This window comes from Bacteroides sp. OM05-12 (genome assembly GCF_003438995.1).
Classification (GTDB): domain Bacteria; phylum Bacteroidota; class Bacteroidia; order Bacteroidales; family Bacteroidaceae; genus Bacteroides.
This window is the reverse complement of sequence record NZ_QSUN01000016.1, coordinates 19,284-37,918: the sequence shown is the minus strand read 5'-3', so window position 1 is coordinate 37,918 and position 18,635 is coordinate 19,284. Positions and strand designations below refer to the sequence as shown.

Sequence of the window (18,635 nt, the reverse complement as noted above, 5' to 3'; positions counted from 1 at the left end):
TCATTAGCAAATGTATACACCTTAAAAAGAAATAAAAAAATCTATTATTCTAATATTAGAAAATATTATTCAGGAAGCACATATATTACTAATAATCAACAACATGCAAATACAAAAATATAAGAAAGTATAAATAGAATATAAACATGAAAGTCCAAATCTATAGAATATCCGGGTGAATATTCCCAATAATTAATTTATTTTATTTCTTTTTATTGTTATACATTTCTTGTCCGGGAGAAAGAGATTTTACTGGTAAACAATTGAATATAAGAATAATAAGAATTAACCCACGTAATTTTCGATTATATTATTTCCTTTTCCATATTAATTTATCTTATTTTGTTCTCAATTTATTTTTTAACATTGTTAAGCTATGAGAAACTTCCTCTATTTATTATCAGCCTTATTCATATCAAATTTAAATTTGTCTGCTCAATCCATTGCATTTCCAGATGATGATATTGAAAGAGGATATTATGACCGACCCTATAAAAGATATGAGGCAGAACCGGATAGATGTGCAGGAAATGCTTCATTTCTAAGTCCAACTGTGTTGCAAACCGAGTTGCAAAGTGAAGCATCCAATCAGATGGCTGCCCAACTGACTGAAAAAGGCTCATATATCCAATGGACAAATGATGAAGCGGCTGACGGACTCACCATTCGCTTTTCTCTGCCGGACAGTGAAGATGGTAAAGGCACAAAAGGTACATTGGCTTTATATGTAAATGATGAATATGTGCAAGATATAACCTTAGACTCCTATTGGGCATGGCAATACACATTAAAATATGGAAACAACAAATATCCGGATAATACTCCGGCTTCAAATAAATTTCCCCGCATGCGGTTTGATGAAAGCCATTACAAATTGGCTAAGAAAATCCCGGCAGGATCAACTTTCAAAATAGTAAAGACCACCGATAACAGCTCTGTATATACGATTGATTTTATAGAATTAGAGCCAATACCCGCTGCCATAACGTTTGACGACATCACTGATGATAATAAAATTATATTCGATGACCCTACAAAAAATTTAGGAGCATTTATTCAAGTCAACGGTGGAAAAACAATATTTATACCGGAAGGAAGATATGAAGTCGACAGAAAAATAAACATAACAAGTGACAATACCAAAATCATAGGAGCAGGTATGTGGTACACAGAATTATACTTCACAGCCTCTTCCGACGATCGTTCCACATACAATAAAAGAGGAATAGAAACCGATAATAGCAATATCGTTATTGAAGGACTATACATCAATACGATAAACAACAAAAGATACTACGATAACAATGCCAACTACCAGGTAGGGAAAGGATTCATGGGAAGTTTCGGAGCTAATTCCATTATCAGAAACGTATGGGTAGAACATTTCGAATGTGGAGGATGGATAGCTAATTACAATGGAAAGAACTCTGATAATCTTTTAATTCAGCATTCCCGTTTCCGGAATAACTATGCCGACGGGCTGAATCTCTGCTCCGGCATAAAAAATGCAATTGTAGAGAAATGCAGTTTCCGAAACAATGGAGATGACGACATGGCATCATGGTCTTCTTCAGAGCTATGTATCAATAATATCTACCGATATAACACGGCGGAAAATAACTGGCGTGCATCCAGCCTGGGATTTTTTGGCGGACAACAGAACAAAGCAAGCCATTGCGTTATTATTGATCCGATGGAAGCCGGACTAAGAGTTAATTGCGATTTTGCAGGTAAAGGATTCGGTACTGAAGGCTATAACGAATTTAACGATATATCCATCTACAGAGGTGGTGTAAACAATGGTACTCCGGGTGTTGAGGGCGATTTCTGGGGAAACAGACAAGGAGCAATCCATATTGCAAGCAGTGCATATTATGACTTGCAAAATATCAAATTCGAAAATATAAATCTTTATGACTCAAAAAACGATGCTATCCATATTGCAAGCAGCAATCATAAAATCAAGAATCTTCAAATGAAAAACATCCATATAAACGGGACAGGAAGATATGGAATTTTCTACGACAACGCACAAGGAAACGGTTTTTATTGCTCAATGTCTTACGAAAATATCGGTGCAGAAACCGACACTAATGATAAGCCGGACAGTTTTATTTTCATAGAAGATTGTAACCCTCAAGGAATGCATCCGGTAAATGAAGAAGATAATTTAAAAGTCTATTCTATCAATGGAAGCATCATTCTATCAGGCTGCAGGAATATACAGATATCAATTTATGATATAACAGGAAGAGAATGTTATCAAGCTATTTCTTCATCGGATAAGATAACAATACCCGGTTTTAAGCCCGGCTTATATATTGTAAAATCAGATACCGATACGGTTGGAAAGAAAATATTTGTGAAAAAATAGTTTGAATATATTAGGTTCAAGAGAAAAAAAATCATATTTTTGCAGTAAACAAGTAGTCTTAACGCATTTTAAATGTTATGAAAAATATCATACTATTCATCTTATTTTTGCTACCTGCAACAATCACGTCCGCTCAAAACAAAATAGATTCCATACTCAATGTTCTAGACAAAGTAGTCGAGAAACGGGACATCTATTTTATGAGTAGGGAAATCCGAATCGACAGTCTCAAACAATGTTTGAAAGGAACGAATGAAGTTCATGAGAAGTATGATATTTACAACAGACTGTTCAATGAATATAAATCATATCAATTTGATTCTGCACATGCCTACGCTATAAAAGTGCAAGAGATGGCTTTAGCCAGCCAGAATGACTCATTGAAAGTCATTGCAAATTGCAATTTGATATTCAGTTATATCTCTGCCGGAATATTTAAAGATGCATGCGATGTGGTTAATTCCACCAATTTAAACAACATACCTAAAAACATTCGTGCCGAATTCTATTTCCAATGTATCCGTTTATTTTCTGATATGAGTAATTATACAGACGGTACATTTACGGATAAATACGCCCAATTATATCACGTTTACAGTGACTCCGTATTAGATTGTTTACCACCGGATAATTTCTATTACATCTATGCAAGTGCCTCCAGATCCACTCACTCTCATAGTGTTGAAGAAAGAATAGATTGCTTCAGTACACTATTCCACAGACCCGATATTGACAAGGGATGGCAAGCATTGCTCAGTTCCATACTAGGAGACCTCTACAAAGAAAAAGGTGATTTGGAGAATGCGATTTATTATAAGGCTCTCGCCTCTATTTTAGATACCGAATCGGCTAAAAGAGAAACTACCGCCAAAAAAGATCTGGCCTTATACTTTTATGATAAAGGAGATCTGACAAAGGCAAGCCAGTATATAAAATTAGCACTCGAGGATGCTGACTTTTATAATGCACGCCATCGTAAAATAGAAATCAGCACTGTATTGCCGTTAATAGAGCAAGCACGCTATTACGCAGTCACCAATGAGAGAAACATATTATTCGGTATCGTTACTTTCGTGTCACTACTTCTTATATCCCTGACCATTACCATATTTGTGATTATCAAGCAAGTAAGGAAACTCAATAATGCACAAGGTATCATTGAAGAACGCAATGAACAAATAGAAAAACATAACGCTCAAATAGAAGAACAAAACATACAATTACAAGAGACCAACAAAAAATTGGCGGAAAGCAATAATATAAAAGACGAATATATAGGATATGCTTTCTTCTTGAACTCCGAGTATATCGGCAGGATGGAAGACCTTTATAAATTTGTAAATCGTAAGATCATGGCCAAACAATATGAAGATTTACGAATGTCATTCAAAGAAAGCGACTTAAAAAAGGAAAGGGAGAATATGCACACCTCTTTTGACAGCGTCTTTTTAAAGCTATTCCCCTCTTTCATCAAATCCTATAATCAGCTATTTAAACCTGAGGATATAGCTTGTCCGGAAAACAGTAAGATGCTTACACCGGAAATGCGCATATTTGCCTTAATACGTTTGGGTATCAATGAAAGCAGCAACATCGCCAATTTCCTGAACTATTCCGTGAATACGGTGAATACTTACAAAACCAAAACAAAGAATAAATCCATCATACCGAACGAGCAGTTCGAGCAAAAGATCATGGAAATAGAATCCGTCTCTTAATTTTGACCCAAATTCCCATCTAACTATCTTTATATTTATGTACAGCGTTGTTTAATACACAACGCTGTTTTTCAATGTATTAGCTACATAAGTATAAAATATATCATTATACTTTTATTTTATTACTTACTTATTAGTTTGCGATACAGTACTTTTGCTTCAATCAAATAGAGACAGAGTGTCTTCTATATTTTCATCATATTGATTTAAAATATCCTTTAATATGAAAAACATGAAAACTTTAAAAATCTATTCCTTGCTTTTCACTGTTTCGCTTTCAATATTGAGCACTGCCAGTTGCACAAAAGAAGACTCTCAAAAGGTTTCTTCACCGGATAAGAATATCCAGTTGAGCGCAGGCATAAAAGACGGAAAAATGTATTATACTGTAAGCCGTAAAGAAACGGAAGTCATTGATACTTCTTTCTTGGGATTAACCTTGAAAGAAGGATATCTCGGCGAAAATCTGAAGATAAAAAAGATAGAGCACTCTTCATTTAACGAAATGTGGCATCAGCCTTGGGGAGAAGAATCATCGATAGAGAATAAATACAACCAAATGATTGTTGATGTAGAGGAGTCCGACGAACCCAAACGGAACTTCTCCGTTGTATTCCGGGTATTCAATGATGGTATCGGCTTCCGCTACGTTATCCCGGAACAGCCCGATCTGAAAGAATTTACCATAATGGATGAACAAACGGAATTTGCTCTGCCCGAAGACGCGATTGCATGGTCAATACCATGGGATACCGAGTACTATGAAGGATTGTTCAAACCCTCTTTAGTCAGCCGGTTGGATACGATATGCACTCCCTTGACAATGAAAGTAAACGAAAAACTCTATCTAACGATACACGAGGCTAACCTGACGGATTACGCATCTCTCAATCTGGCTCCAAAACGTAATACCACTACACTAAAAGCATTTCTTACTCCTTGGTCTACAGGAGAAAAAGTATTTGCCAACGCCCCTATGCAAACACCGTGGAGAACAGTCATTATCGCAGATAAGCCGGGCGATCTAATCCTATCCCGACTAATGCTGAATCTGAATGAACCTTGCAAAATTGAAGATACTTCTTGGATTCAGCCGGGCAGATATATAGGAATATGGTGGGGTATGCACATGAAGAAACAAACATGGGAACAAGGTCCCAAACATGGTGCAACAACAGAGAATACCATGAATTACATTGATTTTGCAGCGAAGCATGGTTTTTCAGGGGTATTGGTAGAAGGCTGGAATTACGGATGGGACGGAGATTGGAGTGCAAACGGCGACCAATTCAGTTTTACAAAAGCCTATCCCGATTTTGATTTGGAGAAAATAACCTCTTATGCCGCTTCCAAAGGAGTCCGCCTGATCGGACACAATGAAACGGGAGGAGCGGCACAAAATTATGAAGCACAACTTGACAGTGCTTTCGCACTCTATCAGAAATATGGTATCAATGCCGTTAAAACCGGATATGTCAATCCCTTATTAGACCATAAAGAGCTGCATGGAAGTCAATATGGCGTACGTCATTACAGAAAAGTAATCGAAACTGCGGCAAAATACAATATCATGATTGACAATCATGAACCGGTGATGCCTACGGGACTTCAACGCACCTACCCTAACCTGATGACACAGGAAGGCGTACGCGGACAAGAATATGACGCATGGTCGGCAGACGGTGGCAATCCTCCTGAACATACAACAACCATCCCATTCACCCGTGGGCTTGCAGGACCAATGGATTTTACGCCCGGAACATTTAATTTCAATAATCCGGTGCATCCGCAAACTCATCCGCAAACGACATTGGCCAAGCAACTTGCACTTGCCGTGGTATTATACAGTCCTTTGCAAATGGCGTCGGATATGATCGAGAACTATGAAAACAATCCGGCTTTCGACTTTATTACGTCCTGCCCGACGAACTGGGCCAAGACCGTAGTGCCCGAAGCTAAAATAGGTGAATATGTAACCATAGCCCGTAAAGACCGTGACAGTGAAAACTGGTTCATAGGAAGCATCACCAATGCTTCACCGCGTGAGGTTAATTTACCCTTATCTTTCTTGGACGCAAATGCTTCTTACAAAGCACACATATTCGCGGACGGCGAAGAAGCTAATTATAAAAACAATCCTTATCCCGTGACAATCACAGAAGAGAATGTTAACTCCAGCACTGTATTAACATTAAAACAAGCTCCGGGAGGAGGAACGGCAATCATGATTATCAAAGAATAAAAGCAACTTATTGATACCCCCTGTTTAGCATACGGTCGGTTGTCTACAAACTCCTATCGTTTGCAAACAAAGGACCGTATGATTAATTTCAATCGTACGGTCCTTCATTTATAAACATAAGAACACTTTAATGCTCATACAAAATGAGCCAATCGCCTAGGGGAGCGTCGGTAATCACCTAAGGGAGCGTCAGCCGATGCCCCCTTGAGCGATCGGTAACGCTCCCTTAGGCGATTGCCAACGTCCCTTTAAGCGTTTTTCAGTTTTAGTTGAAACTGCCTTCACCTTATCACTCTTTGAAGATAAACATCTGGTACATAAGACAGTAAAGTGAAAGCACTCTTTTTTGAACTCCCCCCAAAAAGTTGAATCAAACATCCCGATGTTTTTTTTAATCATCTCGATGTTTGTCGACAATCATCCCGATGTTTTTTAAAAACATAAGGACGAAAAACGTGCCTTCACTTTTATAAATTACAGATCAAGCACTTACCTCAAAACAGTGATAAGGTGAAGGTAATAAATAGTAATTTATTTTAATTCATATGATTACATATATTTTATTATTTCGTCATGAAGCTAGATCATGTTTATATACTATTATATTTAAATATTTATGAATTCCGAACTAGACAAACTACAATTAGAAATTAGGAGACTTCAAGAGTTGTTTTTGAGAACCAATCCATTGATTAATTCAATTTTCATGTTACAAGAAAAGAAAGGTAAAGAACGCTTTCAGAAAAAAGAGTTAGGAAAGGAGGAATGGTTAAATTTAGAGGATACAATAAACTCCTGTTATCTGGGATTTATTGAGAGACTAAATACTTACTATCCCAATTTGACGGATTTAGATATAAAATATTGCTGTTTGCTAAAGCTCCACATACCTACTGTTGATATTGCAACTTTGATGCATGTGAAAATGAGTACTGTTTTTATGGTAAAATATCGAATGTATAAATTAAAAATAGGAGTAAAACAAAATTTAAGTTTTGATAAATTTCTAGATGAATTCTAATGGGTGCATATCGCTTGTAGAGTAATTAAAATTATTTTATAATATTATTTACTTGATTATTAGTTATATAAAAATTATTGACTTTGTGATCTTGTATAGCAGGTTTTGCAATATTGAAAATTATAATTACTTCTAGTTTTCTATATTTGTAGTATTGTTAATACTTATAATGAATACTATGAAACAGGAGATAAAAATTTGGGTTGTAACATATTTGTTTATATTCCCTTTGCTTATTTATGCACAAGATATTCAAGAAACAGTAGTAAAGTCGGACAGTGCAACATTGGCTCGAATAAAGCAAGCTGAAAACAGTAAAAATAATCTTTATAATCAATATTTTAATAATGTGTTGCCTGTAGCTCCTACTGCTGGCGAGTTGATGCGCTATGCAGATATACCAGTGGATTGGGCTCATGGAATACCATCTATTGAAATACCCTTATATACTATAGAGTGTGGGGAGCTTTCGTTGCCTATTACATTAAGCTATTATGCCGGTGGTATAAAGGTTGATCAGGTTGCAACTTGGGTAGGACTCGGTTGGAGCTTGAATGCCGGAGGAGTTATTACGGCTAATTGCATAGATGACAAATACGGTAATTATCAAAAGAATTTTTGCCATAATTTGATGACGACGGAAGAATTCAAAACGTATATGAAGATAACTGGTTTTGATAATAATCTACAGTGTGAAACAACATTAGAAGACTTATACGATCGGCAGACTATACCGGATTTAGGTTCATATAATTTTATGGGGTATTCCGGACGCTTTTTTTTATATGATCTAAAGATAAGAGACTTATGTGGAAGTAAACAACTTTCTTTTGGCTATTTTAATCCGACTTCGAGACAAACATTATCAGCTAAAGATTTGAAAGGTATACAATATGATTTTGATTATAGAACAACAACATATTCGTATTCGATACCTTATTCTATAAACATTATTCAGGATTATTGTTGGGCTCATATTCCGAATATAGATTATTATACCAATTATGCAAAATGTAGTTGTTCTTGTTGGCTGACTAAAGTTGTTGGCCCGATGCATAAAGATAGTATTCAGATAAAGTATGGGACTCATGATGTTTCATATAAGACAATGTCAACCGGTATTAAGAGCCGTATTAAAGGATATACAGCTTGGACTGATTTTATATTTAGAGAAGGAACAACTTCTGCTTCTGCATTTAATAATGAAACACTTAGTCACGATGCATATATAACAGAAATAATTGCTTCTAATGGTGTTCGTGTAGAATTTATTTTAGCTAATGAACGGGAAGATTTATTGCCGATGCATGGCAGTTCAAAACCGAAAGCCTTATCTGAAATTAAAGTGTACACTCCTTCAGGAAATATACTGAAACGTTGGACGTTTGAATATGATTATTTTAAATCTTATATCTCTCACCCTGTTTATCCTTCTTCTGATTTACGTTTAAAATTGAAATCGATAAAAGAATATGGAAGTTCATTTTCAGATGACCCCCATATTTATAGATTCTCTTATTACGGTGAAGAACCAGGCGAACCTCAATTACCTTTTAGAGCCTCTTTTGCTGGACGTGATTATTTTGGATATTGCAATAGTGTTACAAATCAAAGTGAAGCGTCTTCATTTGATAGTTCTTTTCCAAATACTTATAAGGAAGATGTTTATAAACCAACGACTTTTGAATATAGTATAGGGAGAGACTTGTCAGTAAATGAAAAGTTTAATTATGCTTATTCATTGAAGTCTATTCAATATCCGGCTGGAGGAAAACGCCTTTTTAAGTATAATACTAATTTTATTTTTAATGATAAATATGGAGGACTCTGCATTGATAAGATTATTAATTATTATTCAAAGTCTGATAGTACTGTTCAGGAATTCCATTTTACAAGTGGTTCTGTAACTGAAACACCAACTTTTACTCGTGTTCGTACAAGGGATGAACATGCTATGCCCAGTAATAAGTATGCTATGCAAAGAACTATATACGATGTATCTTCCACTCCTTTTACAAACTTGGCCTCTCTTACGGGAGGAGGTATATTTTATGCTTCAGCTAAAGAAATTAGAGACGATATGGCAGTTGAATACTTTTATTTGGAGGATGAAGATGTGAATCCCCGTTATTGCGGTTATCGTGTTTTAGTAAAATATGATCCTTTGGATAATTTTGATAATTATGCTGTTTCATATGAAGGGGAAGTATATAATGGACAACCAAATTTTAATTTTAATTTTATTTGCCCTGATTATAAATATGGGCATTTAACGAAAAAAACGATTTGGTCAAATAGCGGTTATAGCTTACTGGATGAAATATATGAATATGAATATCAAGAACGTGATACGGTTCCTATTATGCAAATATCTTTTGGGCTAAAAGAGTGGACAGATGATTATTTATACTATGATATGCTGGTTTCTGATTATATTACAGGGAAAGCATTATTAAAGAATAAAACTACTTATTATTATCAGGAAGAAGATGCAGATCCTTATGAAGTACAAAAACAATTAGTGGAAACCTATGCATATAATGAATATGATTTACCTAATAATGTTACTACCCTTACCAGTAATAATGAGCGATTGTCGGTAGAAACACGTTATGTGTCAGACATCTCTGCTAGCCCTTATAAGGAAATGGTAGGTAAGCGTATGATTGATTATCCTATAGAAGTAATTAAAAGATTGAATGATAAGGTAATAGGAGGTACTTTAATGACTTATATAAATCAAAATAATCTTTATCTCAGGGATAAAATTTATGAGTTAAAACCTTCTGCTACTACGTCTTCCAGTAGTTTCAGTCTTTATAATGGAACTCCTTCTCTACTGTATGGAGAGCCGTCAGGAATCGTCAATAAGTTTACTTCGTACGGTAAAATAGCGGCGATGCGTGGAAAAGATCAGGTGAATGTCGTTTATTTATGGGGATATAACAATATGTATCCGATTGCTGAAATAAAAAATGCTACTTACGACGAGGTTACGAATAAAATCTCGGAATCGGATATAGAAGCTATTGCTGCTCGCTTAGAACCAGCTTCGGATGATTGGAATCGAATTAATCAGTTGCGTAGCTCTTTACCTCATGCACATATATCTGTTTTGACTTATAAGCCTTTGGTGGGGGTAACTTCCATTTGTGGTCCGGATGAACGTATAGTTTATTATGATTATGATTCTTTCGGACAATTAAAGGAAGTGCATAGTTTAGAAAATGGGATAAAAAGAACAATAGAGAATTATGAGTATCACTATTCTGGAAAATAGAAAACTATGAAAAAACACTGTACTATCTTATTTTTATTTTTGTATCCGTCAATAGATGCTTATTGTCAGACTACATTAACTCAATTATATAACGAATTTCGTTCCGGTGATTGTCTTGTCAAGCAACAGGTCGAATATGAGGCTCCGGGTGATTCCGGCGAGAATGTACTTTGGGATTTTAGCCGTTTGGAGCCGGTAAATGACCATTACGAGTTGAAATATTACAGTTACGACGATTCGGTGATGATCGGCCGTGAGCAGCGTACACTTTATAAGTATATCCAGCAGGGTGATTCTTTATTTAGTTGCGGCTTTGAGAACAAGACTACCCTGATAGCTAATTGTAAACCGGAACTTCTTCTTGTTTACCCCGCTGCATACGGTAGTCGGTATGAAGACTACTTTCATGGCAACGGTGACTATTGCGGACAAATGTTCCTTACTTCGAGGGGCAAATCTTCCGTAGAAACGGACGGTTATGGCTCAATGACCCTCCCCGAAGGTGATACATTGCGGCATGTGCTTCGTATCCACCATGTGAAAAATATGTCCGAACGTCTTTGCCCTTATCCATTAATTGAAAAAGGTGATACGGTCTATTCGTCCGATAGCATTGATTACCATTTGGCAACGGATACGCTCCGCACACGAATAGATACCTATCGCTGGTATGCGGAGGGTTACCGTTATCCTGTATTTGAAACCATCCGGCGCACGGTCTTTCTCCATCAGAAACCGAATGTGCTGGGCAGTACGGCTTTTTGTTATACTCCGGTGGAACAATATTACAGTTTGGAGGATGATCCTGAGAATTCACAGAGAAGAGACAGTCTGAATAATGATGAAAGTACCGGGCAGGGGAGGAATTCTGCTAAAAGACGAAATGGGAGTCCGGAATCCGATAATGATACATCTACCCCGGATAATAATAATATCTTTAATTGTACGATACTGCCCGATACGGAAGGTAATACGGTTTCGTTATCTTATGATCTTCGGGAAGATGCGGAAGTCTCTGTCCAACTGTTTGACGTTCAGGGCAGATGTCTGACCCGTACTCCTTTGAGACTGGAACAAAGAGGCAACTACACACAACAAATTTCTCTTGACGGTTATTCTCAGAAAGAATATATCTTGCGTATTGTCGTGAATGGCCATATATCAGGTGAGAAACTAATAAAACGATAAAGCTATGGATAAGATAGTATTATGCCGGAGACTGTTGTCTTTATCATTCATATTGCTACTATTGCCTGTAATGCCGCAGGCACAAGACAAAGTCTATATTTCTGAAATAATGTATGATTCTCCACTCAATGAGCAGATAGCCACAGGGGTTGCTTATAGTAACGGGGAGTATGTGGGGCTTTTTAATGGCGGTCTCGCCGGTGTTGACTTGTCGGGCTGGGTGCTACAGGGTGGCGGTAAAACAGAAGTTTTCAATATCCCTTCCGGTACACGTATCGATCCTGGAGAGTCTCTACTTGTTGCCTATCAATATAACAACAGTAACTTTATGCTTGCGGATCTTTACGACTTTAATTCGTCAACTGTTGATTGGCAGATTTTGTATCAACGCAAGATTATCCTGAGTAATTCAGGAGAGTCGGTTGTGCTGAAAGACAGGAACGGAATGACCAAAGATAGTATTTTTTATGACGGTACTTCCAATAAGAGCAAGCCTGATCGCCTGAGTGCGGAGAATACCGACGGTATTCCCGGTTCTCAATGCCGGTCTCTTCAACGGATAAACGTGAGTTGGGATACGAATGGTAATTGTGTAACGGAGAATTCGGATTGGACTACCGGAGTGGTAACGCTTTCCCGCTCCCATCCCAGCCATGTAATGCCGGATGGTTTGTCTTCGAACCAGAACTATATTCTAAAGCGTACGATGCTGAATGCGGAAGGAACCCAATACATAGATAACATTCAATATTGTGATGGTTTGGGGCGTCCCAGTCAGAATGTGCAGGTAGGAATAACTCCCGATGGAGAAGATTTGGTGACTTTGCAGGAGTATGACAGCTTCGGACGTGAGACCAGACAATGGATTCCCACACCAGTTTCCGGACGGGGCGGATATGTCTCGGACTTTACAAGTCAGGCAACAAGTAAACATAGTGACAGCAACCCTTATAATGAAACCGTTTATGAGAATTCGTCTTTGAATCGGGTGATACGTCAGACCGGTCCGGGTAGTCTTTGGCACTCAGCAGGTAAAGGAATTAAAAACCGTTACCTTGTAAAGACCGGCTTCGGTAATTTGAGAGTGAGCCGTTATTATGTGAATAGTTCCGGCGGTCTCACTCGAAATGGGAATTATATTTCCGGTCAATTGTTTTGTGTAGAGACTACAGATGAAGATGGCAATTTAAGCTATACGTTTACTGATAATCAGGAACAAATAATCTTGGTACGCCAAATGAATAACGGGGAAGCACATGACACCTATTATGTATATGATGATTTTGGTAACCGTTGTTTTGTTCTTCCTCCGATGATTAATGACAATATCAGTACGGATAATCTGAATAAATACGCTTATCAGTATAAATATGATGAGCGTAACCGTTGCATTGAAACAAAACTCCCGGGCTGTGAGCCTTTTTATCAGGTTTATGACCGATCGGACAGATTAGTTCTGAGCCAGGATGGGAATCAACGGAAAAGAAATGTCTGGCTGGTAAATAAATACGATATATTGGGACGTTTGCTTTATGTCTCGGAAGTGGAGGAAGCCGGTGATGTCGCTTCCATTCGTAAATCTTTCTCCGGTTGGCTTGTAACGGAGTCTTTCTCAACGACTCCTCACCAGTATCCTCAGGAAGATACCGGGTATTCCAAAGGTTTTTACCATCAGGCTCCCACCACTCTTTTGACGGTTTATTACTATGATGATTATCAATTCCTGAAATTGATGCCTGAAAAAGAAATCTATTTGATGTATGATCCTCATTGGGATAAAGAGGGTAAGAAATGGGGTAATGCAAAAGGACTGCTGACGGGCAAGCGCACGTACGCATTAGACGGTTCGGGAAATTATACGGCAATGGCTTACTATTATGACGCTCATGGTAATATTATTCAGGAACTCTCTACCAATCATTTGGATGGTGGCGATAATCATTATTACACTTATACCTTTACGGGCAAAGTATTGAAAGACGTACATGAGCATTCAAAGGATCAGACTTCTTTTCTTGATATTTGTACCAATACTTATGACCATGCGGAACGTTTGACTTCTACTACTTATAACGTATTTGCTAAAACAATAACTACGAATTACAGTTATGACAATTTAGGCCGGATGAAACAAAAGAATATAAATAACATTGAAACAATACAGTATAAGTATAATATCAGAAATTGGTTGACGGATATTATCAGTCCGAATTTTACCGAGAAAATGTATTATGCCAATATCGGAAGATGCTACAACGGCAATATAAGCCGGATAGATTGGAAGGTAGGTAATGAAGATATAACGAGAAATTACTTATTTAAATATGACGGTCTTAACCGTTTGACTTTTGCTGATTATGCTTATTGTACCTCTTCGCTGTGTGCTAATGCAAATTCATTTGATGTAAAAGTTGAATCTTATGACAAGCAAGGAAATATTCTGCAACTGAGCCGTTATGGGCGTATAACTCCCCAGCAAGCCCAACGGATACAATCCCGTATCGTAAATGGTGATGAGAATCCTTCGACAGATCCTTATGGCATCATTGACAATCTGAGTTATACATATAACGGTAATCAATTGAAAAGTGTTTCTGATGTGTCGGATAATGATCCTGTTTATAAGGATGTGATGCATTTTGTAGACGGAGCAGATACAGATGTGGAGTATACGTATGATGCGAATGGAAATATGACTTCGGACAGGAATAAAAAAATTGAAAGTATAGCTTATAACAATTTGAACTTACCGTTTTTGGTGAGTATGGAGAGGAAGAGTACGATTTTTAATCCGGGCATTGCATTATTTCCTTACACACAAAATCATATTCAATATGATTACGATGCTGAAGGTAAGAAGTTACGTGTTTCTTACGGTCACTCAGAAGGAAGTATGCAGAGAAGCGGAGGAGTAAATATGAGTATTGTTTATAGTGGATATACGGATTATTGTGATAACTTTGTATATGAGAATGATACATTGGCTAAAATACTGTTGTCTGAAGGATATATTGCCTGTAAAGATCGTACATTTCATTTCTATTTAAAAGATCATCAGGGTAATAATCGTGTGGTGGCAAATGAATCAGGCGGTATAGAGCAGGTAAACCATTATTATCCTTTCGGTGGATTATTTGGTGAAAGTAGTGGTGGTGATGTTCAGAAATATAAATATGGCGGTAAAGAATTAGAGCGTATGCATGGAATTGATTTGTATGATTTCAGTGCCCGGATGCAGGATCCCGTGTTAGGACGATTTAGTACGATGGATCCTATGTGTGAGAAATATTATTCGATAAGTCCTTATGTTTATTGTAATAATAATCCGATTATGTATATCGACCCCAATGGTATGGATATTTATCGGTATGATGAAAAAACCGGAACCTTTTATCTGGTAGAAGAAAACGATGATGAATTTGATCAGGTAGGGAAATTTGAATATGATAAAAAAAATGATGAATATGTTCCTCGGGTAAATAAAAATGGAGAAGTGAAAACTTTGATAGATAATGTAGAAAAGGGAATCTTGAGTGATGGAATCAATTTTAAGGAAAATAGCAATATAATAGCTGTTGGAGGAGAAGGGCAAGCTTCAGTAGATGGAGTGGAAAGTTTTATTCTGAAATTATCCGATATGGTTGGAAAAGAAATAGCCGGAGCTTATTTTTCTAAAGACGGTGCAGGTTCAACAACACATATGTCAATAGGTAAATATGCGAATAATCGTTTTGATCAAGCAAATTCGAGGGGACATGTTGTGTGGAATAGGGTATATCCTGATTCAAATTTAGAAAGTAGTTTAACAGGATTCTTTCATACACATCCAAATGTAAGTGTATCAGACAGAATGCGGCCATCTGGGAAGGATAAAGAATCAAGAGATCAGGCGCTTGATATGTATCCTCATTTACAATTTTATATTTTGACGCATCCGGAATATTATGGTGGAAAATTTCCATATAAATTTCCCTATACTAACTGGCATTGATTATGATTAAAAAATAATGATATGAAAAGCTCTGTTATTTTATTATTATTGTGGCTCCTGCTAACAGATTGTTACAGCCAGGAAAAGTACATTCCCCAGAGTACTAACTTTGCAGAATTTGCTATTTATGAAGCTATAACTGATTTTGCGGATAACTGTCGTTTATTTAAACAAGATTCTGTTTTTAATGTTCATGTTGAAGATACTTCAAGATATGTTACTCTCCAAAGGCATCAGGGTATTTTAAAATGGGTTTGTGATAGTGTTTATACGAATATACTTGTTATAGAAATATTAGGTAAAAGGGATAAGATCGGATATTATCCGAACGCAGTAGTTGGTAGTAAGGGTAAGTTGCCTTCCAAATATGTAATAGTAAAGGGTAAGTTGTTTTATTGGCGGGATAGGGATTATCCGCTTACTGAAGAAATGCTTTCTGTTTTAAAAAAGTATAATGTGTTAACAGATATGATTTACGATGGAATGCTTCCAGAATTTTTAATTGATGATGCTCAAAAAGGTGCACATTATTATTTTTGCAAGAATAATTTGTTGAAGTATAAAAGAATTATTACTTCTAAAGCAGCAGGATACTATAGACCTCCTAAACTGAAATGTGGGAATTGAAATATATTGCTATATTATAAATGCAATCGAAAAAACTAGAGATAGATTTGTGTATGGTTGGGTAAGTTATTAAAAATAGACGGTATGCGAAGACCTATTATTTTATTATTATTGTGGCTTTTATTAGTAAATTGTTACAGTCAGAAAAAGTACATTCCCCAGAGTACTAACTTTGCAGAATTTGCTATTTATGAAGCTATAACTGATTTTGCAGATAACTGTCGTTTATTTAAACAGGATTCTATTTTCTATGTTTATGTTGAAGATACCTCAAGATATGTTACTCTTCAAAGGGATCAGGGTACTTTAAAATGGGTTTGTGATAGTGTTTATACAAATTTGTTAATGGTAGGTATATCAGGTGAAAGAGATAAGATGGGATATTATTCTGATGCAGTGATTGGCAGTAAGGGTAAGTTGCCTTCCAGATATGTAATAGTAAAGGGTAAATTGTTTTATTGGTACGATAATGACTATCCGCTTACCGAAGAAATGCTCTTTGTTTTAAAAGGATATGATGCATTGACAGATATGATTTATGATGGGATGCTTCCGGAATATTCAATTGATGATGCTCAAAAAGGCGCACATTATTATTTTTGTAGAAACAACTTATCAAAATATAAAAGAGTGGTTACTAATATAGCTACAGGATATTATAGACCTCCCAAATTAAATTGTGGAAATTAAGAATATATTATAAACGCATTCGAAAAGCTAGAGATAGATTTGTGTATAGTTGGGTAAGTTGTTAAAAATGGACGATATGCGAAGACCTATTATTTTATTGTTATTGTGGTTTTTATTAGTAAATTTTTACAGCCAGAAAAAGTACATTCCCCAAAGTACTAACTTTGTAGAATTTGCTATTTATGAAGCTATAACAGATTTTGCAGATAACTGCCGTTTATTTAAGCAAGATTCTATTTTTTATATTACGACTCTAGATACATTGAAACATTATACCCTTCAAAGGAATCAGGGAACTTTAGAATGGATTTGTGATAGTATTTATGCAAATATATTGGTCGTGGAAATTTTTGGTTCAGTAAATAAATTGTTCTATTTACCGGATGCAGTGGTTGGTAGTAAAGGTAAATTGCCCTCTAGATATGTAATAGTAAAGGATAAATTATTTTATTGGGACGATGATGATTATCCGCTTACTGAAGAAACTCTTTCTGTATTAAAAAAATATGATGCATTAACGGATATGATTAATGACGGGATGCTTCCAGAAACTGTAATTGATGATTCCCAAAAAGGTGCATCTTATTATTTTTGTAAAAATAATATATCAATATATAAAAGAGTAGTTACTAATGCAGCTACAGGATATTATAGTCCTCCTAAACTGAAATGTGGGAATTGAAATATATTGCTATATTATAAATGCAATCGAAAAAACTAGAGATAGATTTGTGTATGGTTGGGTAAGTTCTTAAAAATGGACGATATGCGAAGACTTATTATTTTATTATTATTGTGGCTTTTATTAGTAAATTCTTACAGCCAGGAAAAGTACATTCCCCAGAGCACTAACTTTGCAGAATTTGCTATTTATGAGGCTATAACTGATTTTGCAGATAACTGCCGTTTATTTAAGCAAGATTCTATTTTTCATATTAGAATTCAAGACACATTGAAACATTATACTCTTCAAAGGAATCAGGGTGCTTTAAAATGGATTTGTGATAGTGTTTATGCGAATCTGTTTGTTATAAATATTATTCCCTCAATAAACAAATTATTTTATTTACCGGATGCAGTGGTTGGTAGTAAAGGCAAATTGCCATCTAGATATGTAATAGTAAAGAGCAAATTGTTTTATTGGGATGACGATGATTATCCGCTTACTGAAGAGACACTTTCTGTTTTAAAAAAGTATGATGCATTAACGGATATGATTCACGATAGAGTACTTCCTGAAACAGTGCTTGATGAATCAAAAAAAAGTATACATTATTATTTTTGTAGAAATAATTTATTAAAATATAAAAGAGCTGCTTCATCTAAGTCTGCAGGATATTATAGACCTCCCAAATTGAAATGTGGAAATTGAGAATATGTTGCTATATTATAAACACATTCGAAAAAAACTAGAGAAAGATTTGTGTATGGTTGGGTAAGTTATTAAAAATGAACGATATGCGAAGACCTATTATTTTATTATTATTGTGGCTTTTATTAGTAA

11 protein-coding genes are annotated in these 18,635 nt (G+C 36.0%); all 11 read left to right on the top strand.

Going from position 1 to position 18,635, the window contains the following annotated elements; all coding sequences use genetic code 11:
* The first annotated feature begins 376 nt into the window (after nucleotides 1-376).
* The 11 genes from DXB63_RS12320 (at nucleotide 377) to DXB63_RS12265 (ending at nucleotide 18,503) form a co-directional block, all read left to right on the top strand.
* Nucleotides 377-2,374 (top strand): T9SS type A sorting domain-containing protein, encoded by a 1,998-nt coding sequence (locus DXB63_RS12320; protein ID WP_122126724.1) that lies wholly within the window; start codon nucleotides 377-379, stop codon nucleotides 2,372-2,374.
* Between the two features lie 77 nt (nucleotides 2,375-2,451).
* Nucleotides 2,452-4,092: a DUF6377 domain-containing protein gene (locus DXB63_RS12315; protein WP_122126723.1), complete on the top strand. Its 1,641-nt coding sequence runs from the start codon at nucleotides 2,452-2,454 to the stop codon at nucleotides 4,090-4,092.
* 232 nt (nucleotides 4,093-4,324) lie between these two features.
* Nucleotides 4,325-6,334, top strand: a complete 2,010-nt coding sequence (locus DXB63_RS12310; protein WP_122126768.1) for a glycoside hydrolase family 97 protein — start codon at nucleotides 4,325-4,327, stop codon at nucleotides 6,332-6,334.
* A 616-nt stretch (nucleotides 6,335-6,950) separates the two neighbouring features.
* Nucleotides 6,951-7,355: a hypothetical protein gene (locus tag DXB63_RS12300; RefSeq protein WP_122126721.1), complete on the top strand. Its 405-nt coding sequence runs from the start codon at nucleotides 6,951-6,953 to the stop codon at nucleotides 7,353-7,355.
* A 178-nt stretch (nucleotides 7,356-7,533) separates the two neighbouring features.
* On the top strand, nucleotides 7,534-10,635 hold the full coding sequence (locus DXB63_RS12295; protein WP_122348257.1) for a hypothetical protein: 3,102 nt from the start codon (nucleotides 7,534-7,536) through the stop codon (nucleotides 10,633-10,635).
* 6 nt (nucleotides 10,636-10,641) lie between these two features.
* Nucleotides 10,642-11,823: a T9SS type A sorting domain-containing protein gene (locus DXB63_RS12290; RefSeq protein ID WP_122126719.1), complete on the top strand. Its 1,182-nt coding sequence runs from the start codon at nucleotides 10,642-10,644 to the stop codon at nucleotides 11,821-11,823.
* Nucleotides 11,824-11,827: 4 nt separating this feature from the next.
* Nucleotides 11,828-15,814, top strand: a complete 3,987-nt coding sequence (locus DXB63_RS12285; RefSeq protein WP_122126718.1) for a DUF6443 domain-containing protein — start codon at nucleotides 11,828-11,830, stop codon at nucleotides 15,812-15,814.
* Between the two features lie 21 nt (nucleotides 15,815-15,835).
* Nucleotides 15,836-16,441, top strand: coding sequence for a hypothetical protein (locus DXB63_RS12280; protein ID WP_122126717.1), 606 nt, complete (start codon nucleotides 15,836-15,838; stop codon nucleotides 16,439-16,441).
* 84 nt (nucleotides 16,442-16,525) lie between these two features.
* Nucleotides 16,526-17,131 (top strand): hypothetical protein, encoded by a 606-nt coding sequence (locus DXB63_RS12275; RefSeq protein ID WP_122126716.1) that lies wholly within the window; start codon nucleotides 16,526-16,528, stop codon nucleotides 17,129-17,131.
* 76 nt (nucleotides 17,132-17,207) lie between these two features.
* Complete coding sequence (locus DXB63_RS12270) at nucleotides 17,208-17,813, top strand: hypothetical protein (RefSeq protein WP_147332289.1); 606 nt, start codon at nucleotides 17,208-17,210, stop codon at nucleotides 17,811-17,813.
* Nucleotides 17,814-17,897: 84 nt separating this feature from the next.
* Nucleotides 17,898-18,503: a hypothetical protein gene (locus tag DXB63_RS12265; protein ID WP_147332288.1), complete on the top strand. Its 606-nt coding sequence runs from the start codon at nucleotides 17,898-17,900 to the stop codon at nucleotides 18,501-18,503.
* Nucleotides 18,504-18,635 lie beyond the last annotated feature (132 nt).